Below are 23,263 nucleotides of genomic sequence, written 5' to 3'. Positions count from 1 at the left end.
GACACGGCTTTCCTGCAGGATGGGGAACGGGTTGCGGCGCCTCAGGCGATCCGGGTGCGGACGGTGCCGACGCCGGCGATCTCGCCTTCGAGCACATCGCCACGGACGACGGCGGCGACGCCCTCGGGCGTGCCGGTGAAGATCAGGTCACCCGGGGCGAGCTCGACAAGCCCGGAGAGATAGGAAATCGTCTCGGGCACATTCCAGATCTGCTTGGCGAGGTCGGAGCTCTGGCGCGGCACGCCGTTGACGACGAGCGCGATCTTGCCGGCGGCCGGGTGGCCGATCTGGCTGGCGGGGGCGATCTCGCCGACCGGCCCGGAGAGGTCGAAGCCCTTGGCCATGTCCCAGGGGCGGCCGGCCTTCTTGGCGGCGGCCTGGAGATCACGGCGCGTCATGTCGAGGCCCGCGGCATAGCCGAAGACATGGGCGAGCGCGTCGGCCTCGGCGATATCCTTGCCGCCGGTCCCGATGGCCACGACCAGCTCCATCTCGTGATGGAGGTCGGCGGTCTTGGTGGGATAGGGCATGTCGGCGCCGTTGATCAGCAGCGCATCGGCGGGCTTGGTGAAGAAGAAGGGCTCCTCGCGGTCGGGATCGCCGCCCATCTCGCGGGTGTGTTCAGCATAGTTGCGGCCGACGCAGAAGACGCGGCGCACCGGGAACATCCCGCCGCCCGCCACCGGCACGGCCGTCACCGCCGGCGGGTCGATCACGTAAGTCGTCATGGTGAAGCTCTCCTGCGCTCTTGTCGGCGTCGTTCATGCGTGAGCGCGGCGCGGCGGGCAAGGGCTCCGCTCGCGCCCGGCTTTGCTCGTGGGGCATGTCGGCCGCGGCGGCCGCGGCATGGCGCCCCTGCGACTCAAATTCTCGTTGTGCGCCGCGTCATTGCAACCGGAGCGAATTGCCCCCTACAGTAGGTTCGGCTCGGCATGTGCCGGGCTGAACTGAGACTGAAGGAACATCACGTGGCCACAGGTACTGTGAAATGGTTCAACGAAACCAAGGGCTATGGTTTCATCACGCCTGACCAGGGCGGTCAGGACGTGTTCGTGCACATCAGCGCGGTCGAGCGCTCGGGCATGCGCGGCCTGAACGAAGGCCAGAAGATCAGCTACGACCTCGAGGCGGATCGCAAGACCGGCAAGTCCTCCGCGGTCAATCTGAAGACGGCCTGATCCGACACCGAGACGGGAGGCCGATCGGCGGCGTCGCTTCCCGAGCCACTGCGAATCTCTCTCTATCTACCCGGACTGAAGACGATTCCCGGCATGCCCGTCGCCTCGATGGCGGCGGATGAGGGCCTCGAGGCCCGCCCCGCAGACACATCGGCGCCGGTCCTCTCCCGGCGTACGCCTCCCTCCATCCCCCACAGCCTTGCGCGCGCCCCTGGCGGGACGAACGGCCCCTTGCCGCGCCGCCTGGACGAGGCTGACCGCAGCGTCGTTGCAGAGCAGCTGCGCCCGGACTTTTCAGCCGAGCGCAAGGGACCCGACCGGTCGCGTCAGTGACGGCCCGCGGCGGGGCGGAAGAGCCGGCCCTTCTCCGCCACCAGCACGATCGCCAGCGCCACCAGCCCGCACAGCGCAAAGCCCAGCGTCAGCGGCACGACCGTGCCGTCGAAATGCTGGCCGATGTAGAAGCCCAGCAGCGCGCCGCCGATCGTCGTGACGAAGCCCTGGACCGAGGAGGCCGTGCCGGCGACATGGCCGAGCGGGTCCATCGCCATCGCGCCGAAATTCGGCGCGACCAGCCCGAAGCAGAACATCGCGCCGGCCTGGAAGGCGGCGAAGCTCCAGAGCGATTCGTAGCCCCACCAGGCGACCAGGGCATGGACGCCGGTCAGGCCGATATAGGCCAGCAGCGCGCCATGGGAGACGCGGCGCATGCCCAGCCGGCCGACGATGCGCGCGTTCAGCAGCGAGGCGGCGGCCATGAACATCGCGATCAGCGCGAAGATGGTGGTGAACCATTCCGGCGCATGGAAGACGTCGACGAAGACCTGCTGGGCCGAATTGATGAAGCCGAAGAGCCCGCCGAGCACGAAGGCCATCGCCAGCATGTAGCCGACGGCGAGCCGCGTCGTCAGCGTGGTGCGGAAGGCCGCGACCACCGTCGCGATCTCGATCGGCTTGCGATCCTCGGGGCTTTGCGTCTCGCGCAGGCTGAGGATGACCCAGAGCATCACCAGCGCACCGAAGATCGTCAGAACGCCGAAGATCCAGCGCCAGGGCGCGACGAGCAGGATCGCCTGGCCGATCGAGGGGGCGAGGATCGGCACCGCGAGGAAGACGATCATCGCCAGCGACATCACCCGTGCCATGTCGCGGCCGGAATAGCAGTCGCGCACGATCGAGACGACGAGGACGCGCGTCGCCGCGGCACCGATTCCCTGGACGACGCGGGCCACCATCATCGTCTCGAAGGAGCCGGCGAAGGCGGCCGCGATGCTCGCCGCGACGTAGACGACGAGCCCGAAGAGCAGGACGGGTCGCCGCCCGAAGCGGTCCGACACCGTGCCGTAGACGATCTGCGCCGAGCCGAAGCCGAGCAGATAAGCGGTGATGATCCATTGCCGGTCGTTGGCGCCGGCGATGCCCAGCGCCTCGGCCATCTGCGGCAGAGCGGGCAGCATCGAGTCGATCGCGAGCGCGTTGGCCGCCATCAGCGCGGCCATCAGGGCAACGAAAAAACGGAAGCGCATGCCGTGGCGGGGCCCGGCGGTCAGGGATGCGTCGGTCATGGCAGCCTGTCTGGGCGCCTCACGCCTGACGGCGGGCGCAGATGGTCGTAAGCCCCTGTCTGCCGCTCTAGGGCTTCGGGAAACGCGTGACAACCCGGCTTGAACAGGGCTCGCCATGCACAGGACGCCTGAGGCCGTGCCATGAAAAGCCCGGCGCAAGCCGCGGTCGCGCGCCGATGGTAATCGGTTTCGTCGTCGGCCGACGACCTGTTATCTTTGAGGCAAGCTGGGGAGCGGTGATCCGATGGTCGAAACAGGCGCGACGCGACGCGTCGCCATGGCGCAGGGGCTGATGACGGTCGAGGGCTCGCCCGACCGCTATATCCAGGGGCTGGGACGCTCGTTGCGCCTCGTCGCCGGTGGCTTGCGCATGGTCGGCGGCTTCACGCTGCGCGAGGGCCAGGTCGAGGACGCGACGCGGATCGAGGGACAGGCCCAGCTCGCCGGCGACCGGCTGATGCGGGCCGGTTTTCCCGGCGAGGCCACTTGGCTCGCGCTGACCATCCGGCCCCTCGCGACGGCAGGGGAAGCCCGCGCCCTGCTGATCCTGAGCTTCCGCGAGACGGAGGATCAGCCGGAGGGCGCCTATCTCGCCGAGATCTACGCGCCGCAGCGGGTGTTCGACGGGCTCGCCGGTGCCGTCGGTGGCGGGCTGGCGCACAGACTTTCGATGACGGCGGTGACGAGCCTGTGGGTGCGCGAGAGCGAGCGCGAGACCGCGCCCGGCGTGCCGGTCTCCTGGTTTCTGGGCGTCGAGGCCGACGGGCGTGTCAGCGCGCCCGCGCGTGGGCTGGTCGAGACCCTCGAATGGCAGCCGGCCGGCGCAGGCGAGGCCGAGCCCGCTCCGTCCCACGATGAGGACCCCGCCGAGACGACCCCGGGTCTGCTGGGCCGCATCAACTGGAGCCTCAAGCAGATCGCCCTCGTGCTGATGTTCCTGCTGATCGTGGTGGCGCTGAAGTGAGGGCCGGCCTCAGCGCTCGTGGCGGCGGATGCGCCGGACCATCTCGTTCAGCGCCAGCAGGACCAGCGCCAGGATAAAGGGCAGGATGTAGTAGATGATCCGGAAGATCAGCAGCGCGCCCAGCACCGGCTCGAAGGGCAGCCGGCTGAGCGCGACCAGCATCGTCGCCTCGAAGACCCCGAGCCCGCCGGGCGCATGGCTGGCGATGCCGACGAGGCAGGCGAAGACATAGACGGCCAGGAAGGTCGGGTAGTCGATGCCATGGCCGCCCGGCAGAAGGACGAAGAGCACGGCCGCCGCCGCGCAGACCTCGGCCGCGCCGAGGAACATCTGGCCGAGCGTGATGGCGAGGCCCGGCAGCGGCAGGTTCCAGCCGCGGACGCGGATGGTGCGCTCGCCGCTCGCGATCCAGAGCAGATAGCCGATGGTGCCAGCCGCGACGGCCGCGCCGACCGCCTGCACGACGAGGGGCGAGGTGCGCGCCAGCATCGCGACCGAGGGCGTGGCGTAGAACAGGCTGACGCAAAGGATGGCGCCCAGCCCGAGCCAGAAGGTCAGGCCGGCGATGACGGTGAGGCTCGCGACCTCGGAGGCGCGCACGCCCTTGGGCGAATAGATCCAGTAGCGCACGGTGCCGCCGGTCACGATCGGGAAGCCCAGCGTGAAGGAGACCGAATAGCTGGTGAAGGAGGCGAGCGCCGTCGTGCGATAGGGGATCGACAGGCCGAGCCGTTTCAGCGCCAGCGCGTCATATCCGGTCAGCAGCAGGTAGCTCAGGGCGGTGAAGCCGCAGGCCAGGCCGAGCTGGCGCAGGCTGGCATTGGCGAAGGCATTGGCGAGTTCGCCGGGCTCGATCTCCCGGACGATGTACCAGAGCACCACCAGCGAAGCGCCGAAGATGACGATGCTGGCGAGCGGACCCAGCCACCACCAGCGGCTGCGCCGACGCGGCGGCATTCCAGGCTCGAGCGGGCCGAACGACATGCGCACTCATGGTCGGTTCTGGCACCGGGGCGAAGAGCCGGCAGCGCCGATTGCGGGCACGAGGCGCAGGTGGCCCCGGCCGGAGACATAGCGCCTGCGCGCCAATCCACAAGGCGGGTCGGCGCGACGAATACGCGCCATGACCCGCGCGCGGGGGTGCCTCATCCGGCCTTGCGGAACACCCGCAGCGTCTTGAAGGACGCCACCTCCTCGACCGGGGCGGTCTTCGCCCAGTCGGCGATGATCGGTTCGGCCGTCGCATAGGCGAAGGAGCCGGTATAGAACAGCAGGTAGCCACCGGCATCGGTCTGGGCCGTGAAGAGGTCGATCACCTCGCGGTCGGTCAGCGCGCCATAGGCGTCATTGGCCTCCGTCCTGAACTCGCAGGCATGGAACAGGGTGACGATGTCGAAGCGCGGCAGAAGCTTGGCATTGCTGGTATAGATGTCGCCGAAATAGGCGCTGTAGGTCTTGGTGATGGTCGGGTTGCCGGTCGCGAGCTTGACGAAGGCGTCGTATTCCTTCGGCGAGGCGGTGATGCCCAGCACCGTGCAGTCGAGCTCGGGCTCGGCGCAGCGGATGCCGACATAGTGATGGCCGCCGGTACCGAAATGGTAGACGCGCTGGCCGGTGAGGCCGAGCTCCTCCAGCCATTCGACGAAATGCACGTCGCAGGGGCACTGCTCGACGCGCAGGCCCCAATAGACGTCCCAGATGTTCATCGCGGCAGCAGTCATCGTCTCGGGCTCCAGAAGGCGGTGAGGGTCATTCGGCAGGTCCGGCATGCGCGGGAGCTGCGAGGGGGGAGGCCGCTGGATCGGCGGCGGCGGGGCGTGCCGCCATCCGCACGACGCCGCCGGCGCGCTTCAGCAGCAGGCGGTGGGTCGCGGCCTCGGCGAAACCGGCGCCCTGGCCGAAAGCGATGATGATGGCCTCGGGCCGCGCGGCGCGCAGATGGTCGAGGAGTTCCAGCGCGGCGTCGGTGTCGAAGGCGCTCGTGGCCTCGTCCAGCAGGACGATGTCGGGCTGCTCCAGCTCGGCCCGGGCCAGCGCCAGGCGCTGTCGGTCGCCGGTGGCGAGTTCCCGGTCCCAGTCGCGGGTTTCGTCGAGCATGGGAGCGAGCGAGGACAGGCCGTAGCGCCGCAGGACCGTCTGCAGCTGCTCCTCCGGCAGGGTGCGGCCGGTTTCGAGGACGGCGCGCAGGCTGCCCTCCGAAAGGTGCAGCTTGTGCGGCACGGCCGTGACGAAGGCGCCCTCCGGAAGCCGGATCTCGCCGCGCCCCCAGGGCCAGAGGCCGGCGACGGCCTGGATCAGCGCGGCCTTGCCGAGGCCGAGTTCGCCCGAGATGTGCAGGGTCGTCCCGGGCGTCAGCGCACAGGAGATGTCGGCGACGAGGGTTCGCCCGTCGCGGTCGATCAGGGTCACCTCTTCGAGATGCAGCAGGCCGTCGGCGCTCGGCGCGATCGCGAGATGCTCGCCCGGCGGCTCGTGGTCGACACGCTCCAGCGCGTCGGCCAGCTCGTTGACGCGCCGGGCCGCCGCCAGCCATTCGGCGATGCGCATGAAATTGTCGAGGACCCAGTTGAAGGCGTTTTGAACCATCACGAAGGCGGCTGCGACCTGCACGACGCCGCCCAGGGACATGTCTCCGGACAGGTATTTGGGCGCCGCCAGCAACAGCGGCACCACCGGCACCAGCGCACCGCTGCCATTGGTGATCCAGGTCAGCCGGCCGCGCTGGCGGATCATGGCGAGCCAGCGGCCGACGAGGCTGTCATAGGTGCGCGCGACGGCGCGGCGCTCGCCCGCTTCGGTGCGGGACAGGGCGATGGTCTCGCCATGGTCGCGGATGCGCATGAGCGAGAAGCGCAGGCGCGCCTCGCCCTCGTTGCGGGCGGCGATGAGGCCGGGCAGCTTGCGACCGACGATGGTGATCAGCCCCGAGACCAGCACGGCATAGACGATCGCGGCGAGGACGAGATAGGCCGGGATCACCACCGTCGTGCCGCCCGCCTCGACGGTCAGCGAACCACCGATCTTCCAGAGGATCTCGATGAAGGTGATGATCGTGATGACGGCCGAGAGCAGGCCGATCGCGAAGTCGACCACCGGCTCCGTCGCCCAGCGGACGTCGTCGGCAATGCGGTATTCCGGATTGGCGGGCTCGTAGCCGGAGAGGCTGAGCCGGAAGAAGCGGCGCTGTCCCACCCAGGAATCGGCAAGCCTCGCCGTCACCCATTGCCGCCAATGGACCTGGAAGGTCTCGCGGGAGACCAGGATCACCACCCCGAGCCCCGCCACGATCAGCACGAGCACAGGAAAGACCGCCATGGCGATCAGCGCGCTCTCGCTGTCGCGTTTTTCCAGCGCGTCGAAGAACCAGCCGTTCCAGCGGTTGACGGTGACGTTGGCGAAGACGGAGAGAATGATGGCGCTGGCCAGCAGCAGTGACCAGAACCAGGCCCGAGCTGCGGTCCGACCGCTCCAGAAGCCGCCGGTGAGCCGCGCGAAGCGCAGCGCCACCTGCCGGTCCCCCGGTACAGCCTCCCTCCCCGGCGTCTCAGCTGGCGCCCGCACGAACCCGTCATCCCCCACTTGCCGGTTTTCCGGCCCTTGGCGTCAGGCTGGCCTGCGGAAAGTGAACTCGCCATGAACGGGGCGCGCGCGAGGGCCTTTCGCGTTCGATTTCGGCCGAAAGGGCCGCCGCGGCGCGCAAGGCGCGCGCCGCCACAGCCCGGGCGCGGCGGATCAGCCGCCGATGTTGAAGGCCGCCAGCGCCGCCATGTTGACGATGTCGCTGTCCTTGGCGCCGAGCGGCACGATCTGGACCGGCTTGTCGAGGCCGACGATCAGCGGGCCGATCACGGTCGAGCCGCCGAGCTCCTGCAGCATCTTGGTCGAGATCGAGGCCGAGTGGAACGCCGGCATGATCAGCACGTTCGCCGGCCCGCTGAGGCGGCAGAAGGGATACTGCGCCATTAGATCGCGGTTGAGCGCGACATCGGCGGCCATTTCGCCGTCATACTCGAAGTCGACGCGCTGGGCGTCCAGCAGCTTCACCGCCTCGCGCACCTTCTCCGAGCGCTCGCCCGCCGGGTGGCCGAAGGTCGAGAAGGCGAGCATCGCGACCTTGGGCTCGTAGCCCAGCCGCCGGGCGACGCCCGCGGCCTCGATCGCGATCTCGGACAGCTCCTTGGCCGTCGGCATCTCGGTGATGGCGGTGTCGGCGACCAGCACGGTGCGCTCGCGCGACAGCACGATCGAGACGCCGATGACGCGGTGCCCCGGCTTCTCGTCGATGACGCGGCGGACCTCCTCCAGCGCGATCGAGTAGTTGCGGGTCACGCCGGTGACCATCGCATCCGCGTCGCCGAGCGCGACCATGGCCGCGGCGAAATGGTTGCGGTCCTGGTTGATCAGTCGCTGGCAGTCGCGGAACAGGTAGCCCTGCCGCTGCAGGCGCTCGTAGAGATACTGGGCATAGGCCGCGTTGCGCTTCGACAGCCGCGCGTTCTGGACCGAGATGCCCTTGGTCTCGAGGTCGATGCCGAGGAACGTCGCGGTCTCGAAGACGCGCTCCTCGCGGCCGACCAGGATGGCGTGGCCGAGCCCCTGGTTGACGAAGGACACCGCGGCACGGATCACCTGCTCCTCCTCGCCCTCGGCGAAGACGACGCGCTTGGGATAGCGCCGGACGCGCTCGAAGATGCGGTTCAGCGTGCCGGCGACCGGGTCGCGCCGGGCCGAGAGCTGCGCCTTGTAGGCGTTCATGTCGACGATCGGCTTGCCGGCGACGCCGGTCTCCATCGCCGCCTTGGCCACCGCCATCGGCACGACCTGGATCAGCCGCGGATCGAAGGGCACCGGGATGATGTAGTCCTTGCCGTAGCGCGGGCGGGAGCCCTGATAGGCGGCAGCGACCTCGTCGGGCACGTCCTCGCGGGCGAGCGAGGCCAGCGCCTCGGCGGCGGCGATCTTCATCTCCATGTTGATGGTCTTGGCACGCACGTCGAGCGCGCCGCGGAAGATGAAGGGGAAGCCCAGGACGTTGTTGACCTGATTGGGATAGTCGGAGCGGCCCGTCGCCATGATGGCGTCGTCGCGCACGGCATGGACCTCCTCCGGCGTAATTTCCGGATCGGGATTGGCCATCGCGAAGATGATCGGGTTCTTCGCCATCGAGGCGACCATCTGCGGAGTCACCGCGCCCTTCTGCGACAGGCCGAAGAAGGCATCCGCCCCGTCCATCGCCTGGGCCAGCGTGCGCCGGTCCGTGATGGCGGCATGGGCCGACTTCCACTGGTTCATGCCCTCGGTGCGGCCCTGGTAGATCACGCCCTTGGTGTCGCAGAGGATGACGTTGTCGGGCTTGAAGCCCATCGCCTTGAGCAGCTCGGTGCAGGCGATCGAGGCCGCGCCGGCGCCGTTGATGACGAGGCGCGTCGTCTTGACGTCGCGCCCGGTGAGATCGAGCGCGTTGATCAGGCCGGCGGCGGCGATGATCGCGGTGCCGTGCTGGTCGTCATGGAAGACCGGGATGTCCATGAGCTCGCGCAGGCGCTGCTCGATCATGAAGCATTCCGGCGCCTTGATGTCCTCGAGATTGATGCCGCCGAAGGAGGGGCCGAGATAGCGCACCGCCTCGATGAACTTGTCGGCATCCTCGGTGTCGACCTCGAGATCGATCGAGTCGACGTCGGCGAAGCGCTTGAACAGGACCGCCTTGCCCTCCATCACCGGCTTGGAGGCGAGCGCGCCGAGATTGCCGAGGCCGAGGATGGCGGTGCCGTTCGAGATCACCGCGACGAGGTTGCCCCGCGCCGTGTAGTCGTAGGAGCGGGTCGGATCCTCCGCGATCGCCAGCACCGGGACGGCGACGCCGGCGAATAGGCGAGAGACAGGTCGCGCTGCGTCGCCATCGGCACCGTCGCGACGATCTCGAGCTTGCCCGGACGACCCTCCGAGTGGAACAGCAGGGCTTCCTGGTCGGTGAAGGTCGGGCGGGTGCGTTTGATCGGCGGCTGGTCGGGCATGGGATTGTTCTTTTTTGTCGGCGTTTCCTAGGGGACGCGGACCATAGGCAACGGCTCGCGCAGCCACAAGCCGGGCCGGCGTGGATCGCGCATGCGGGAGGAGGCAAAAGGTCGGCGGCCCCGCGGAGCCGAGGGCGGCCCCGCGTCCCGTTTCAGAGCTGGCGGCGCACGCTGGCGACGAATTGCCCGACATAGACGTCGAGCGCGCCGGTCTGCTCCTCGACGGTGCGCGCCGCCTCGACGACCAGACGCGCGGCCTCGCCCGTGACATGCGCCTCGTCACCGACCGAGCCGACATTGCTGGTCACCAGCACCGCATTGCCGGCGACGGCCTGCGCATCGGCGGCGATGGTGGAGGCGAGGTCCGCCTGCCGGTTGACGACGCGGGCGATCACGCCGGCGTTCTGCTCCATGTCGCCCATCGTCCTGTCCATGAAGGCGACGGCGCCCGAGGCCGTCGTCGCCGCCGCCCGGATGTCCTGCAGGGTGGCGGCAATGTCGCGGGTCGCCTTTTGGGTCTGCTCGGCGAGATTCTTGACCTCGCCCGCGACGACGGCGAAGCCGCGACCGGCCGCACCGGCGCGCGCGGCCTCGATCGTCGCATTGAGCGCCAGCAGATTGGTCCGTGAGGCAATGTCCTCGATGAAGCCCAGCACGTCGCTGGCCTTGTCGGCCGCGGTCTCGAGCCCGGCCACGTCGCGCTGCGATTCGCGGACATAGCACGCCGCCTCATGCGCCGAGCGGTCGGCCTGGTCAGCCTGGCGGTTGAGCTCGCGGATCGACGCGTCGATCTCCTCGGCTGCCCGCGCGACGCTGGCGATGCGGCTCGAGGCGCTTTCGACCTCCTGCGTCGCCGCCACAGCCCGGCTGGTCGTGTTGTCGGCGCTGCGCATCATCGCGCTCGCAGCCTCGTGCATGCTGCGGGCCGAGCGGGCGACGTCCCCCAGCGCCTTGCCGACCGTGACTTCGAGCTGACCCGCGAGATCGTCGAGCTGGCGGCGACGCGCCGCCTCGATCTCGGCACGCCGCGCCTCGAGCGTCCGCTCGTCGGTGACGTCGAACAGGATTCCGTCCCAGATCCGCGTGCCGTCCGGCAGCTGTCGCATCGTCGCTTCGCTGCGCAGGGCGACGATGGCCCCATCCTTGCCGTGGTAGCGCAGCTGGAGGCGCCAGTTGTCGCTCGGATCGAAGCCGTTCCGGCAGCTCTCCTCGAAACGCGCCCGATCCTCGGGAATCATCCGGTCGATCCAGACCCGGGCATCGCGCTCGACCTCCTCCTGCTTGAGGCCGAGCAATTCGCCGAGCTGGAAGGAGGCGAAGCGATAGCTGACCCGGCCACCGGGGGAGACGATGCGCTGATAGAGGGTGCCGGGCACGCGCTCCGCCAGATTGCGGAACTGGTAGGCCATCTCCCGGCGGTCGGCGTCGATCAGGATGATCAGCGCGCCCAGTGTCGCGCCAGCCACGTTCACGACCAGCGTCGGCGGCAGCGCCTGGGTCAGGACCGTCCAGATCATCTCGGCGTTCGGCAGCAGCAGCGGCGTCGGGAGCAGGACGCCGCCAGCGGCGAGCGCGATCAGGGGGATGTCGCCCTTGACCATGCTGCGCTCGCGGCGCGGCCTGCGCCAGAAGATCGCCAGCCCGGCGGCCCCGCTCAGCAGGATGCCCACGACGCCCATCACCATGCCCGAGCCGCCCTGCGAATAGCGCAGCAGCGACAACGGCAGCACCGTGGCGCCGGCGGCCAGCGGACCGCCGACGACACCGGCCAGCAGCGCCGCGATGTTGCGGGAACTGACGGTCACGCCGGGCGCGATCAGGAAGGGATGGGTCATGCTGGCGAGGCCCGCCGCCGCGAACAGCAGGCCAACCACGAGCGACCGCGCCAGTCTGTAGCGCTCCAGCCTCGGGGTGAGGACCGTGACCGCGAGCGCCGCCAGCAGGATGAAGGACAGGCTCTCGACGAGGGCGATGATCAAGTCCATCACCCGGCACTCGCCGAGGGCCGAACCGGTCGGCCCGGGACAGGAGAGGGAGGGCCGGGCGAGCGCATCATGACCGGGCGCCTAGAGCCTGCGCCGCAGGCTGCCGACGAACTCGCCGACATAGCGGTCGAGCGAGGCGGTCTGCTCGTCGACGGTGCGGGCGACATCGAGCACGCGCTCGGCCGCATCGCCGGTGACGGAGACCTCGGCGGCCACCGAACCGACGCTCGAGGTCACGGCGGTGGTGCTGCCCGCCACCGCCTGGGCATCGACGGTGATGGTGGAGGCGATGTCGGCCTGGCGGCTGACGACGCCGGCAATCGCACCCGAGGTCTGCTCGATCGTCGTCATCGTGACCTCGATCTGGGCGACGGCGTCGGAAGCGGTCGCCGCGGCGCCGCGAATGTCCTGCAGCGTCGCCGCGATGTCGCGCGTCGCCTTCTGCGTCTGCTCGGCGAGGTTCTTGACCTCGCCGGCGACGACCGCGAAGCCGCGACCGGCCGCGCCGGCGCGCGCCGCCTCGATCGTGGCGTTGAGGGCCAGCAGGTTGGTGCGCGAGGCGATGTCCTCGATGAAATCCAGCACGGAGCTGACCTTGTCAGCCGCGGCACCGAGCCCGGCGACGTCGCGCCGGGTGGTGCGGACATAGCTGGCCGCGTCCCGCACGGTCTGGTCGGCATGGGCGGTCTGGCGCGTCAGCTCGCGGATGGAGGCCTCGATCTCCTCGGCGGCGATCGCGACGCTGCCGACGCGGCGGGAGGCGAGATCGGCCTCGCGGGTCACCTCACCGGCCCGCAGGGCCGTGTTGTGGGCGCTGCCCGCCATCGCGTTCGCCGCGTCATGCATGCCACGGACCGAGGATGCGACCTCCTGGAGAGCCTTGCCGACCTTCGCCTCGAGCTGCAGGGCGAGCTCCTCGACCGCGGCCTTGCGATCCTCGTCCATCTCCTGGCGCTGCTGGGCCAGCGTGCGCTCGGCGGTGACGTCGGTCATGATGCCGTCCCAGCAGATCGACCCGTCCGAGAGACGGCGCGGCGCGGCGTCCGTCCGCAGCCAGATCAGCGAGCCGTCGTCGCGGATGTGCCGCGCCTCGAAGCGCCAGGGCTTGAGGGTGCGCTCGGCCACCGCGGCGGCGTTCGACCTGGCCAGAAACTCCCGATCCTCGGGCACCATCCAGCGCAGCCAGCTCTCGGGGTCGCGCTCGACCTCCTCGCGGGTCACGTCGAGGAACTGTTCGATGCGGGAATTGGCCAGCTTGTGCTGGATCGTGCCGTCCGGGCGCAGGATCTTCTGATAGATCACGCCCGGCATGTTGGCCGTGCAGGCCTCGAGCTGCAGCATCGCCTCGACGCGCTGATGGTCGCTCTTGATGATGAAGCCGATCAGCAGCGCACCGGCGACATTGACCGCCGTGGCCGCCGGTCCCGAGATCACGACCATCAGGTCCCAGGCGCGCGGAAAGGGCACATAGGCCGTGATCATCACCACCGGCATCCAGGCCGCGACGAGGCTCAGGCCGACGAAGCCGCCCATGGTCAGGCTGCGGGCCGTGCGCCTGAGCCAGAGCGAGACACCCAGCCCGATCAGCGCGCAGAGCACCAGGCCGACGACGCCGGCTTCCGTTCCCGAGCCTCCGATGTAGATCCGCGCGCCCGCCAGTCCCGCGGCCGTGATCACGGCGGCGATCGGACCGCCGAGCGGGCCGGCGAGAACGGCGGCGATGTTGCGGAAATCGAGCAGGATGCCGGGCTGGACGACGATGGGGTCGAACATGCTGGCGCTGCCGCCGGCCGCGATGATCACGCCGATGACGATCTGCCGGAGTCGGTGGTAATCCCCGAGCCGCTGCGTCGCCAGCGGCACCAGCACGGCCGCGACGATGAGGTAACCGAGACCCCGGGTCAGTTCCAGTAGCATATCGTCTGGCCTGCTGCGGCTGAGAACGGCATTGCCATGATCTACTGCGATTGCTGCTAACGAATCCTGAACCTTGTTGCGTTGCAGGATCATGCCGCGCGCATCCACACCAAAATGGTCGCGGAACGGGCAGGCCCGGGGCCTCGCGGTTTCCAACCCAGGCCCGAAACGCTAGCGTCCCGGCACCATGCACCGCGCCAGCCCGTCTCTCGCCGATCCGGCCGATCGGCCCGCCACCCCCGTGGCCGCAAGCCGCGAGGACGGCTCGCGCGTCACGCCGATGATGGCGCAGTACATCGAGATCAAGGCCGCCAATCCCGACTGCCTGCTGTTCTACCGGATGGGCGACTTCTACGAGCTGTTCTTCCACGACGCCGAGATCGCCTCGCGGACGCTCGGCATCGTGCTGACCAAGCGCGGCAAACACCAGGGCGACGACATCCCGATGTGCGGGGTGCCGGTCGAGCGCGCCGACGACTATCTGCAGCGGCTGATCGCCGCCGGACACCGCGTTGCCGTCTGCGAGCAGATCGAGGATCCGGCGGAGGCGAAGAAGCGCGGGCCGAAATCGGTGGTGCGGCGCGACGTCGTGCGCCTCGTGACCCCCGGCACGATCACCGAGGAGCGCCTGCTGGAGCCCGGCCGGGCCAGCCTGCTGGTCGCGGTCGCACGGCGGAAGCTCGGCGATGCCAGCGCCCTCTACGGCCTCGCCGCGATCGACATCTCGACCGGACGCTTCAGCGTGATGGAGACGCCGCAGGAGCGCTTGGCGATCGAGTTCGCCCGGCTGGAGCCGCGCGAGATCGTCTGCCCCGACGCGATCCATGACGATCCGGCCCTGCGGGCCTTCTGGCTCGACCTCGGCCTGCCCGTGACGCCGCTCGCGCGCGAGGGGCTCGACGCCGCCTCGGCGGAGCGCCGGCTGAAGGAGTTCTTCGGCGTCGCCACGCTCGACGCCTTCGGTCACTTCAGCCGCGCAGAGATCGCGGCGGCCGGTGCGGCGCTGGCCTATGTCGAGCGGACGCAGTTCGGTGCTCGCCCGCCCCTATCCCCGCCCGTGCGCGATTCCGGCACCGAGACGATGCTGATAGACGCGGCGACGCGGGCCAATCTCGAGCTGACGCGGACCCTGTCGGGCGAACGGGGCGGCAGCCTGCTCGCGACGATCGACCGGACGGTGACGCCCGGCGGGGCACGGCTGCTGGCCGAGCGCCTGGCGGGGCCGCTGACCGACCCACAGGCGATCGCGGCGCGCCACGACGCCGTCGCCGCGCTCGTGGCCGACGGCGCGCTGCGCGAGGATCTCCAGGCCGCGCTCGCCCGCGTACCCGACATCGCCCGGGCGCTGGCACGGCTCGCGCTCGACCGCGGTGGCCCGCGCGACCTCGCCGCGCTCGGCGCGGGGCTGACCGCGGCACGGGCGATCGTCGTCATGCTGCTCGACCGGGCGGCCCTGCCGGCCGAATTGTCGAAGGCCTCGCGCGCCCTGTCCGAGATCGACCCCGACCTGCCGGCGCGGCTGGACGCGACGCTGGCCGAGGAACTGCCGCTCAACCGGCGCGACGGGCGCTTCGTCCGGGAGGGCCATGACCCGGCGCTGGACGAGCTGCGCCTCCTGCAGGTCGATTCGCGCAAGGTGATCGCGCAGCTGCAGGCCCGCTATGCGGCCGAGACCGGGTGCCGGACGCTGCGCATCAAGCACAACGCCATGCTCGGCTATTTCGTCGAGGTGCCGCAGGCCGTCGGCGAGGATTTCCTGAAGGAGCCGTGGCGGGCGACCTTCGTGCACCGCCAGACCATGTCGGACGCGATGCGCTTCTCCTCCGTCGAGCTCGGCGGGCTGGAGGCCAAGATCGCCTCGGCGGCCGACCGCGCGCTGAAGCTCGAGCTCGGCATCTTCGCCGCGCTGCGCGAGGCGGTGCTCGCCCAGGCCGAGCCGATCAAGCGGGCGGCGGCGGCGCTGGCGGAGATCGACGTCGCCGCGGGGCTCGCCGAACTGGCGGCGCGGGAGGGCTGGGTCCGGCCCCTCGTCGATGCCAGCGAGGCCTTCACCATCGCCGGCGGCCGGCATCCGGTCGTCGAGGCGGCGCTGAAGCGCGACGGCAAGCCCTTCGTCGCCAACGAGACGGACCTCTCCCCGCCGGGCGACGGTGCGAAGGGCGGGCGCATCTGCCTGATCACCGGCCCCAACATGGCGGGCAAGTCGACCTTTCTGCGGCAGAATGCGCTGATTGCGGTGCTGGCGCAGATGGGGGCCTTCGTGCCGGCGTCGAGCGCGCATATCGGCATCGTCGACCGGCTGTTCTCCCGCGTCGGCGCGGCCGACGACCTCGCCCGAGGGCGCTCGACCTTCATGGTCGAAATGGTCGAGACCGCCGCGATCCTCAACCAGGCCGGACCGCGGGCGCTGGTCATCCTCGACGAGATCGGGCGCGGCACCGCGACCTTTGACGGGCTCTCGATCGCCTGGGCCGCGATCGAGCATCTGCACGAGGTCAATCGCTGCCGGGGGCTGTTCGCGACGCATTACCACGAGCTGACGGCTCTGGCCGACCGGCTGGAGCGCGTCAGCAACGCGACCGTCCGCGTCACCGAGTGGAAGGGCGAGGTCGTCTTCCTGCACGAGGTCGTGCCGGGTGCGGCCGACCGCTCCTACGGCATCCAGGTCGCCAAGCTCGCCGGGCTGCCCCCGGCGGTGGTCGAGCGCGCCCGGACCATCCTGGGCGAACTGGAGAAGAGCGAGCGGGAGAAGCCGGTCGCCTCGCTGGTCGACGATTTGCCGCTCTTCGCGGCGCCCCAGCGCCGCGCCGCCGCGCCGCCCGCTCTGCCGGCGGAAGACCCGCTACGGCTGGCCCTCGACGGACTCGACCTCGACGAGATGACGCCGCGCGAAGCGCTGGAGGCGCTGTATCGTCTGAAGGGGATCGGCTAGCCGATCCGACGGATGCTCGTGATCGCGCCGAAGCTCTTGGCCTGGATGCGATCGCGGGCCGCGCGCAGCGGTTCGCTCATCACCGTCATCGAATAGGCGGTGGCATGGAGCAGGGTCTCCGGGTCGGTCATGATGCCGACATGGCCCTTCCAGAAGACGAGGTCGCCGCGCCGCAGCCCCTGCAGGGCGTCGTCGAAGGGCACGGGCGCGCCGATATCCCGCTCGAGCATGTCGGAATCGCGGGGCGAGGCGATGCCGGCGGCGGCCAAAGCGAGCTGCGTCAGGCCCGAGCAGTCGAGGCCGAGGCTGGTCTTGCCACCCCAGAGATAAGGCACGTTCAGGAAGCGCTCGGCCACCGTGACGAAGTCGGGCGCGGGCTGGTCCAGCGGCGCCAGATGCGGCGCGAAGACGAAGCCGGTGGCATAGCGGCCGAACTCGGCGAGCGTCAGGAACTCCCCGCTCTCGCCGGCGACCGCGACACCGGCCCCCAGAGACAGCGCCGCCAGCGGCGGCAGCTTCATCGACGGGCCCGGATAGACGAAGGTTCGCAGCGCACTCACGCGGTGGGTCGGCGCGAGCGCATCCGGCCGCAGCGCGTCGTCGGGCACGTAGCCGACATAGCCATCCGAGCGAAGCTGGACCCAGGCCCAGCCCTCGAAGCGCTCGTAGACGTCGACCGCCTCGCCGCAGAGCGCCTCGGTATCGAGCGGGGCGTCGGGCCGCGGCTCACGCCGCAGCGGCGCCGAGGGTGCGGCCACGCGCATCGGCTCGGGGTCGACGAAGATACGCGCCTCGACGAGGCCCTGCAGATGGCGGGCGGCCAGATCGGGGCGAGCCGGCGTGAGCCGGCGGTCGAGCGTCGTGTTCATCTGTCGGGGATCCATCTCAGGGGCGGCGCGCCACCAGCGTCTCACCATCCCGGCCTTTGAGGACGAGGGCGCCGTCGGGGCGAATGTCGAAGCTGCCGACGCCCTCGAGCCGGCGCAGAAGCGCCTGCTCCTGCGCCATCACCGGCGGCTCGCAGGCCATCATCGTCGTGGCGGCGGGACCCAGCGTGAGGCCTTCTCCGGTCAGCGTGTAGGACGTCCGGAAGCGGTTGCACGATCCGTTGCCGGCGAGCCCGCCATCCGCGAGAAACTGCAAGGTCGGCCGGGTTTTGCCGAGCACGCGCTGGCCGCCGATCTGCGTGACCCGCCATTCCCCGGCACCAAGAAGATCACGCGGCTCGCCACCACACCCCCGCAGGACCGGCTGACGCCGCAGGATCGCGACGGTGTCGGGATGGGGCATCCCGCTCATCGTGTCGCGGCAGAGGCGGCGCTCGATCGCGATCCTGGCGGGGCGGCCGTCGAAAACGACGTCGTAGCGCGCCTGCCGGCCGCTCCGGCGCGCCCGCGGCGTGGGTGCCCGCAGCTTTTCGCCGCTCGCCATGTCCAGGGCGATGCTGTCCCGTGCGATGGTCAGCCGCCAGCCCGGCTCCTGACCGCGCGCGGTATAGGGTGGGGCGCCCAGCGGGGCCGCCAGCACAGCAGGGCTCAGGACGAGAGCGACGAGACCAGCGAGCGGGCCGAGGCGGCGTGTCCAGATCATGGTGATTCCCCGACGCAGGCGGCGACCATAAGCGCAACGCGCCATCTTCGTCACCAGAGCCCGCTCAGCCGGCGCCGATCTCGCGCGCCCGCTCGACGACGCGATCGGCGAGGCGCTCGACGGCCAGCGCTCCGGCCACCGTGCGCTGGATCACCACGTTGCGGCGGTCGGTCTCGTCGCGCCGGCGCGTCACCAGACCGAGCTTGCCCATGGTGTCCAGCGCGCGGGTGATGACCGGCTTGGTCACGCCGAGCTGGGCGGCGAGTCCGCGCACGGTGTGCGGCGGCAGCTCCAGATAGATCGTCAGCAGGATCGCCGTCTGGCGGGCCGAAAGGTCGGATTCCCCATCGCGCACCAGGTCGAGATGGACCTGGCGCCACAATCTGAGTGCCTGCGAGGGCCTGATCTCGAGGGGCATGGGCAGGATGGGTCCCGATCGTTACGGACCCGTATCATTAGCGCGCCCCGAAGCGGGCGCAATCGGCTTCTGGCGACAGGCTTAACCGGGCGGGTGAAGCTGCCTCACCAGCGCATAGGTCAGCCGCGCCGCCTGGCACTCGCCGCCCTCGGGCCGGCCGGGCTTGGCCGACGGGGTCCAGGCGTAGATGTCGAAATGGGCATAGGACTCGGTTTTCTCGACGAAGCGGTTGAGGAACAGCGCCGCCGTGACCGAGCCGGCGAAGCTGCCACCGGAGACATGGTTGAGATCGGCGATGCGCGAATCGAGCATGCGCTCATAGGGCGGCCAGAGCGGCATGCGCCAGACAGGGTCGTTGACCGCCTGCCCCAGCCGCGCGATCTCCGCCGCCAGCCCCTCGTCATGGGTATAGAAGGGCGGCAGCTCGGGGCCGAGCGCGGTGCGCGCCGCGCCGGTCAGCGTGGCGAAATCGATCAGCAGCTCCGGCGCCTCCTCGTCGGCGAGCGCGAGCGCGTCGGCCAGGATGAGGCGGCCTTCCGCGTCGGTGTTGCCAATCTCGACGCTGAGCCCCTTGCGGCTCGGCAGGATATCGCCCGGACGGAAGGAGGAGCCCGAGACGGCGTTCTCCACCGCCGGCACGAGCAGGCGAAGCCGCACCGGCAGACCGGCGAGCATGATCATCCGCGCGGCCGCGATCGCCGCGGCCGCTCCGCCCATGTCCTTCTTCATCAGCAGCATGCCCGCCGAGGGCTTGAGATCGAGCCCGCCGGTGTCGAAAGCCACGCCCTTGCCGACGAGGGTAACCTTCGGATGGGCAGGATCGCCCCAGACGAGGTCGATCAGCCTGGGCGCGCGCGGCGAGGCGCGGCCGACGGCATGCACCATCGGGAAGTTGCGGACGAGGAGATCGTCGCCGACGATCGCGGTCACCACCGCGCCGGTCTCGTCGGCGAGCGCGCGGATGGCGCCTTCGATCTCGGCGGGGCCCATGTCATTGGCGGGCGTGTTGACCAGGTCCCGCGCCAGAGCCACGGATCCGGCGATCCGGGCGAGATCCGCGCCGTCGACGCCGTCGGGAAGGACGAGACGCGCCGCGGCGGGCACCGGCTTGCGATAGCGGTCGAAGCGATAGGCCTGCAGCAGCCAGCCCAGCGCGGCGAGCTCGGGATCGCCCGTCTCGCCGGTCAGGACATAGTCGCCCGCCGGAAGCGAGGCCGAGAGCCGCCCGGGGGCGAAGGGATCGCGACGGCGCGCCTCGATGCCCTCGACGCCGAGCAGCACCGCCGCGACGGCGCCCGTGGCATCGGGCAGGAGGATGTGCTGCCCGGGCTGGGCCGCGAAGCCCTGGGCTTCGGCGAAGCGCCGGGCTTCCGGCGCGAGATCGGCCAGCAGCGCCCGCAGGCCGGTTTTCGTGACGCAATGGACGGGGATCGCGGCCGGGGACGCTGCAACGACGAGGCTGTTCACGGGGGAGGCTACCTGATGGGGAGGGCGACCGAGGCCAGTTAAGAATGCGTTAGGGTTAACGTTTTATCACCGGACAAACCACATCGGCCATGGTGGCGAGGCGGTGAGACCCATGTTTTCCAGTCATCTGTCGTTGCCTGTCACGCCATCGGGGGCCCTTGCGCCGCCGCGGCGGCTGTCGCGCCCCACCCTGGCTCTGTCGCTCTGCCTCGCCGGCCTCGCCCTCGCGGGTTGCCAGGGACGCGGGGGGCTTGGGGACATCACCGGTTCCATCGGCGGCAGCGCCACGCAGCCGCGCAGCGCCTCCGACTGGCAGGCCGAGAGCGACCGCTGGGGCAAGCGCTACGAAGCCAATCCGAAGGACCGCGACGCCGCCTTCTACTACGCCCGCGCCCTGCGCTCGCTCGACCAGAACGCCCAGGCGCTGGCCGTACTGCAGAGCGCCGTGCTGACGCATGGCAATGACCGTGCGCTGCTGGGCGCCTATGGGCGCTCGCTCGCCGACAATGGCCGCCTGAAGGAGGCCGACGACGTGCTGTCGCGGGCCCACTCCCCGGAGCGTCCCGACTGGCGCATCCTGTCGGCGCAGGGCACGGTCGCCGACCAGCTCGGCGAGCATGCCCGGGCCCAGCAGATCTACCAGGCGGCGCTGAAGATCGCCCCGGGCGAGCCGACGATCCTGTCCAATCTGGGGCTGTCGCTCGCCCTCTCCCGGCAGTTGCCGGAGGCCGAGCGCGTGCTGCGCGAGGCCGTCGCCGCCGGCCGCAGCGACCCGCGCGTGCGCCAGAACCTGGTTCTCGTGCTCGGCCTGCAGGGCCGCTTCGGCGAAGCCGAGACCCTGGCCCGCCAGGACCAGAGCCCGGCGGAAGCCGCGGCGACGATCGCCTATCTGAAGCGCAGCGTGAGCCAGCCCAACAGCTGGGAGATGCTGAAGACGGGCGGGGCCAAGCCCAGGGCCAAGGCCACGCCCGCGCAGGCGCGCGCACCCGAGCCGAGCGAACCGCAGGGCTGAAACGGCGCGGGCCGAAGCCCGCCGTCGTCCCTCAGAGCGCGGCAGCGGACACCGCTCCGTTCACTCCTCCCTTGGACATCACGATGGGCCACCCGCGTCGGTTCGTCCCGCTCTGCCCGGGGCCGGAGACGCGGCGGACGGCTTGCGCTTCGTCGAGAGAGCGATGCCCTGCCTGCACCGCCACCGCAGAGCCCGCGACAGCCCGACAGCGGGCCGCGAGCGCGGGCGAGAGCCGCCTATTGCAGCTTCATCACCTGGATGACCGCCGGCATCATGATGACGACAAAGAGGACCGGCAGGAAGAACAGGATCATCGGCACGGTCAGCTTCGGCGGCAGGGAGGCGGCCTTCTTCTCGGCCTCCATCATGCGCTGGTCGCGGCTTTCCTGGGCCAGCGTGCGCAGGGCGGTGCCAAGCGGCGTGCCGTAGCGCTCGGCCTGGATCAGCGCCGTCGAGACCGACTTCACCCCTTCGAGGCCGGTCCGGGCGGAGAGGTTCTCATAGGCCTGCCGACGCTCCGACAGATAGGAGAGCTCGGCCGTGCAGAGCGCGAATTCCTCGGCCAGCGGCACCGACTGGCCGCCGATCTCGGTCGAGACCTTGCGAAAGGCATGCTCGATCGACATGCCTGATTCGACGCAGATCAGCAGCAGGTCGAGCGCGTCCGGAAAGGCCAGCTTCATCGACGCCTGCCGCTTGCTGATCTGGTTCGACAGGAACAGCTCGGGCGCCTTGATGCCGACATAGGCCCCGCCGACGGCCATGCCGATCCGGACCATGACCGACTGGCCGAAATCGTTGAGCACGAAGACGTAGAACAGCGTGAAGAGGAACAGGCCGATCGGCATCACCAGCCGGAAGAACAGGAAGGCGACCTCGGCCTGCTGGCCGCGATAGCCCGCCATGGCGAGCTGGTGCTTCGCCGTCTCCGTCCCGAGCCAATCACCCAGTTTGAACTGCTGGACGATGCGGCGCATGAATTCCTTCGGCTCCTGGCGGAGCGAGGTGCGGTCGCCCTGCCGATTGAGCCGGTCGCGTTCGCGGGCGCGGATCTTCTCGCGCTCGGTGGCGACGTTCTTCATGCGCTTCTGGAGGTTCGAACCCTCGGTCAGCGGAATGGCGATGGTCAGGATCGTCGCCGCCGCCGCGATCGCGACGAAGAGCGACAGCAGGAACTGACTGTCGACAGCCTTGTCCGCGATCAGGGAAATCATCGCTGCGGCCTCAGATGTTGAAGTTGATCATCTTGCGCATGACCAAGACGCCCATCAGCATCCAGATGGCGCAGCCGACGAGCGCGAACTTGCCGGCCTGGGTGATCCAGAGCAGCTCGATGTAGCGGGGGCTGGTGAGGTAGACCATGGCGGCGACGGCCGGCGGCAGGCAGGCGATGATGCCGGCGGAGGCCTTCGCCTCCATCGACACGGCCTGGATCTTGTCGCGCATCTTGCGGCGGTCGCGGATGACGCGCGAGAGATTGCTCAGCGTCTCCGAGAGATTGCCGCCGGTCTTCTGCTGGATGGCGAGCACGATGCCGAAGAAGTTCGATTCCGCGCAGGGCATGCGCTCATAGAGCTTGCCGATGGCTTCCGTCAGCGGCAGTCCCAGCGTCTGGCTCTCGATGATGAGACGGAACTCCGTCTTCACCGGCTCGGCCGATTCCGACGCGATGATGCGCAGGCAGTCGTTCAGCGGCAGGCCCGCCTTGATGCCGCGCGTGATCACGTCGATGGCATTGGGGAATTCGTTGCCGAACTTCTTCAGCCGGCGGTTGCGGCAATGCTGCAGGAACCAGGGCGGAACACCCAGCGCCCCGATGAACAGGCCCGCGAGCGCCAGCATCGAATTGCCGCTCAGCACGAAGAGGAGCAGGGCCGTGCCGACCGACGTGGCAGCACTGAAGATGTAGTATTTCTTGCGGTCCCAGGTGAGCCCGGCCTGCTGGATCCGCTGCTCCAGCGTGAGCTTGTTGCGGGCGTTCTCGCGGCTTTCGATGTCCTTGAGGCTCTGGGCGATCTGTCCGCGCTTGATCCGGGCCTGCGCGTCGCGGTCCATGACCCGCGCGGTGACCGGAGCGGCAAACTCCTTGCGGCGCTTCTCGGCGCGGGCCTGCCCGCTGAGCATCGGGTAGAACAGCGCATAGGTGACGCCGCCCGCGGCGATCGTCGCGAGCAGGATGATGGCGACGACGCTCAGATCCATGGCCGTCCCTCCAGGT

General features: G+C 69.8%; 17 protein-coding genes and 1 pseudogene. 4 read left to right on the top strand and 14 right to left on the bottom strand.

Translation table 11 applies throughout. From position 1 onward, the window contains the following. Positions 1-41: 41 nt before the first annotated feature. Positions 42-728 carry a fumarylacetoacetate hydrolase family protein gene (locus tag BSY19_RS06170; protein WP_069053379.1) on the bottom strand — a complete coding sequence of 229 codons (687 nt, stop codon included), beginning with the start codon at positions 726-728 and terminating at the stop codon, positions 42-44. Between the two features lie 240 nt (positions 729-968). Here BSY19_RS06170 and BSY19_RS06165 point away from each other — a divergent pair, with 240 nt between their 5' ends. Further along, on the top strand, positions 969-1,178 hold the full coding sequence (locus BSY19_RS06165) for a cold-shock protein (RefSeq protein WP_066718201.1): 210 nt from the start codon (positions 969-971) through the stop codon (positions 1,176-1,178). Positions 1,179-1,504: 326 nt separating this feature from the next. Here the strand turns inward: BSY19_RS06165 and BSY19_RS06155 are convergent, their stop codons facing one another. Beyond that, complete coding sequence (locus BSY19_RS06155; RefSeq protein ID WP_236840479.1) at positions 1,505-2,743, bottom strand: multidrug effflux MFS transporter; 1,239 nt, start codon at positions 2,741-2,743, stop codon at positions 1,505-1,507. Positions 2,744-2,987: 244 nt separating this feature from the next. Here BSY19_RS06155 and BSY19_RS06150 point away from each other — a divergent pair, with 244 nt between their 5' ends. After that, positions 2,988-3,707, top strand: a complete 720-nt coding sequence (locus BSY19_RS06150; protein ID WP_069053377.1) for a hypothetical protein — start codon at positions 2,988-2,990, stop codon at positions 3,705-3,707. Between the two features lie 9 nt (positions 3,708-3,716). Here the strand turns inward: BSY19_RS06150 and BSY19_RS06145 are convergent, their stop codons facing one another. The 6 genes and pseudogenes from BSY19_RS06145 to BSY19_RS06120 all read right to left on the bottom strand — a co-directional run bounded on the left by BSY19_RS06145 (position 3,717) and on the right by BSY19_RS06120 (position 13,719). After that, on the bottom strand, positions 3,717-4,691 hold the full coding sequence (locus tag BSY19_RS06145) for a lysylphosphatidylglycerol synthase domain-containing protein (RefSeq protein WP_069053376.1): 975 nt from the start codon (positions 4,689-4,691) through the stop codon (positions 3,717-3,719). Between the two features lie 161 nt (positions 4,692-4,852). Further along, complete coding sequence (locus BSY19_RS06140) at positions 4,853-5,428, bottom strand: hypothetical protein (protein WP_210184408.1); 576 nt, start codon at positions 5,426-5,428, stop codon at positions 4,853-4,855. 28 nt (positions 5,429-5,456) lie between these two features. Further along, positions 5,457-7,214, bottom strand: coding sequence for an ABC transporter ATP-binding protein/permease (locus tag BSY19_RS06135; RefSeq protein WP_069053375.1), 1,758 nt, complete (start codon positions 7,212-7,214; stop codon positions 5,457-5,459). Between the two features lie 225 nt (positions 7,215-7,439). Beyond that, positions 7,440-9,724 (bottom strand): annotated as a pseudogene (locus BSY19_RS06130) (NADP-dependent malic enzyme). 152 nt (positions 9,725-9,876) lie between these two features. Next, positions 9,877-11,709, bottom strand: coding sequence for a methyl-accepting chemotaxis protein (locus tag BSY19_RS06125; protein WP_069053374.1), 1,833 nt, complete (start codon positions 11,707-11,709; stop codon positions 9,877-9,879). An 81-nt stretch (positions 11,710-11,790) separates the two neighbouring features. Beyond that, positions 11,791-13,719, bottom strand: a complete 1,929-nt coding sequence (locus BSY19_RS06120) for a methyl-accepting chemotaxis protein (RefSeq protein WP_150129513.1) — start codon at positions 13,717-13,719, stop codon at positions 11,791-11,793. A 94-nt stretch (positions 13,720-13,813) separates the two neighbouring features. Between BSY19_RS06120 and mutS the strand changes: the two genes are divergently transcribed. Continuing rightward, positions 13,814-16,558 (top strand): DNA mismatch repair protein MutS, encoded by a 2,745-nt coding sequence (gene mutS, locus BSY19_RS06115; protein ID WP_083247423.1) that lies wholly within the window; start codon positions 13,814-13,816, stop codon positions 16,556-16,558. Here the strand turns inward: mutS and BSY19_RS06110 are convergent. The 4 genes from BSY19_RS06110 to BSY19_RS06095 all read right to left on the bottom strand — a co-directional run bounded on the left by BSY19_RS06110 (position 16,555) and on the right by BSY19_RS06095 (position 20,033). Beyond that, on the bottom strand, positions 16,555-17,427 hold the full coding sequence (locus tag BSY19_RS06110; protein ID WP_069053372.1) for a C40 family peptidase: 873 nt from the start codon (positions 17,425-17,427) through the stop codon (positions 16,555-16,557). The two genes, mutS and BSY19_RS06110, sit on opposite strands and share 4 nt — an antisense overlap. A gap of 16 nt (positions 17,428-17,443) precedes the next feature. Further along, positions 17,444-18,148 (bottom strand): META domain-containing protein, encoded by a 705-nt coding sequence (locus BSY19_RS06105; RefSeq protein ID WP_069053371.1) that lies wholly within the window; start codon positions 18,146-18,148, stop codon positions 17,444-17,446. Between the two features lie 64 nt (positions 18,149-18,212). Continuing rightward, positions 18,213-18,566, bottom strand: a complete 354-nt coding sequence (locus tag BSY19_RS06100) for a MarR family winged helix-turn-helix transcriptional regulator (protein WP_069053370.1) — start codon at positions 18,564-18,566, stop codon at positions 18,213-18,215. A gap of 81 nt (positions 18,567-18,647) precedes the next feature. Beyond that, positions 18,648-20,033, bottom strand: a complete 1,386-nt coding sequence (locus BSY19_RS06095; RefSeq protein WP_069053369.1) for a leucyl aminopeptidase family protein — start codon at positions 20,031-20,033, stop codon at positions 18,648-18,650. A gap of 112 nt (positions 20,034-20,145) precedes the next feature. Here BSY19_RS06095 and BSY19_RS06090 point away from each other — a divergent pair, with 112 nt between their 5' ends. Further along, on the top strand, positions 20,146-21,045 hold the full coding sequence (locus tag BSY19_RS06090) for a tetratricopeptide repeat protein (protein ID WP_069053368.1): 900 nt from the start codon (positions 20,146-20,148) through the stop codon (positions 21,043-21,045). Positions 21,046-21,281: 236 nt separating this feature from the next. Here BSY19_RS06090 and BSY19_RS06085 read toward each other — a convergent pair whose 3' ends face one another. Both BSY19_RS06085 and BSY19_RS06080 read right to left on the bottom strand, forming a co-directional pair. Further along, the gene (locus BSY19_RS06085) at positions 21,282-22,259 is read right to left on the bottom strand and encodes a type II secretion system F family protein (RefSeq protein ID WP_069053367.1); all 978 of its coding nucleotides are present in this window, start codon (positions 22,257-22,259) and stop codon (positions 21,282-21,284) included. A 10-nt stretch (positions 22,260-22,269) separates the two neighbouring features. Further along, complete coding sequence (locus BSY19_RS06080) at positions 22,270-23,247, bottom strand: type II secretion system F family protein (RefSeq protein WP_069053366.1); 978 nt, start codon at positions 23,245-23,247, stop codon at positions 22,270-22,272. Between the last annotated feature and the right edge of the window lie 16 nt (positions 23,248-23,263).

This window comes from Bosea sp. RAC05 (assembly GCF_001713455.1).
In the GTDB taxonomy this organism is placed as follows: Bacteria; Pseudomonadota; Alphaproteobacteria; order Rhizobiales; family Beijerinckiaceae; genus Allobosea.
This window is presented reverse-complemented; position numbering and strand designations above follow the sequence as displayed.

What these genes read in the sequence shown, in the direction of transcription:
- BSY19_RS06110 (WP_069053372.1), bottom strand. Translation starts at nt 17,427, where the DNA reads ATGAACACGACGCTCGACCGCCGGCTCACGCCGGCTCGCCCCGATCTG.
- BSY19_RS06120 (WP_150129513.1), bottom strand. Translation starts at nt 13,719, where the DNA reads ATGATCCTGCAACGCAACAAGGTTCAGGATTCGTTAGCAGCAATCGCA.
- BSY19_RS06085 (WP_069053367.1), bottom strand. Translation starts at nt 22,259, where the DNA reads ATGATTTCCCTGATCGCGGACAAGGCTGTCGACAGTCAGTTCCTGCTG.
- BSY19_RS06170 (WP_069053379.1), bottom strand. Translation starts at nt 728, where the DNA reads ATGACGACTTACGTGATCGACCCGCCGGCGGTGACGGCCGTGCCGGTG.
- BSY19_RS06105 (WP_069053371.1), bottom strand. Translation starts at nt 18,148, where the DNA reads ATGATCTGGACACGCCGCCTCGGCCCGCTCGCTGGTCTCGTCGCTCTC.
- BSY19_RS06080 (WP_069053366.1), bottom strand. Translation starts at nt 23,247, where the DNA reads ATGGATCTGAGCGTCGTCGCCATCATCCTGCTCGCGACGATCGCCGCG.
- BSY19_RS06125 (WP_069053374.1), bottom strand. Translation starts at nt 11,709, where the DNA reads ATGGACTTGATCATCGCCCTCGTCGAGAGCCTGTCCTTCATCCTGCTG.
- BSY19_RS06155 (WP_236840479.1), bottom strand. Translation starts at nt 2,743, where the DNA reads ATGACCGACGCATCCCTGACCGCCGGGCCCCGCCACGGCATGCGCTTC.
- BSY19_RS06090 (WP_069053368.1), top strand. Translation starts at nt 20,146, where the DNA reads ATGTTTTCCAGTCATCTGTCGTTGCCTGTCACGCCATCGGGGGCCCTT.
- mutS (WP_083247423.1), top strand. Translation starts at nt 13,814, where the DNA reads ATGCACCGCGCCAGCCCGTCTCTCGCCGATCCGGCCGATCGGCCCGCC.
- BSY19_RS06100 (WP_069053370.1), bottom strand. Translation starts at nt 18,566, where the DNA reads ATGCCCCTCGAGATCAGGCCCTCGCAGGCACTCAGATTGTGGCGCCAG.
- BSY19_RS06150 (WP_069053377.1), top strand. Translation starts at nt 2,988, where the DNA reads ATGGTCGAAACAGGCGCGACGCGACGCGTCGCCATGGCGCAGGGGCTG.
- BSY19_RS06140 (WP_210184408.1), bottom strand. Translation starts at nt 5,428, where the DNA reads ATGACTGCTGCCGCGATGAACATCTGGGACGTCTATTGGGGCCTGCGC.
- BSY19_RS06145 (WP_069053376.1), bottom strand. Translation starts at nt 4,691, where the DNA reads ATGTCGTTCGGCCCGCTCGAGCCTGGAATGCCGCCGCGTCGGCGCAGC.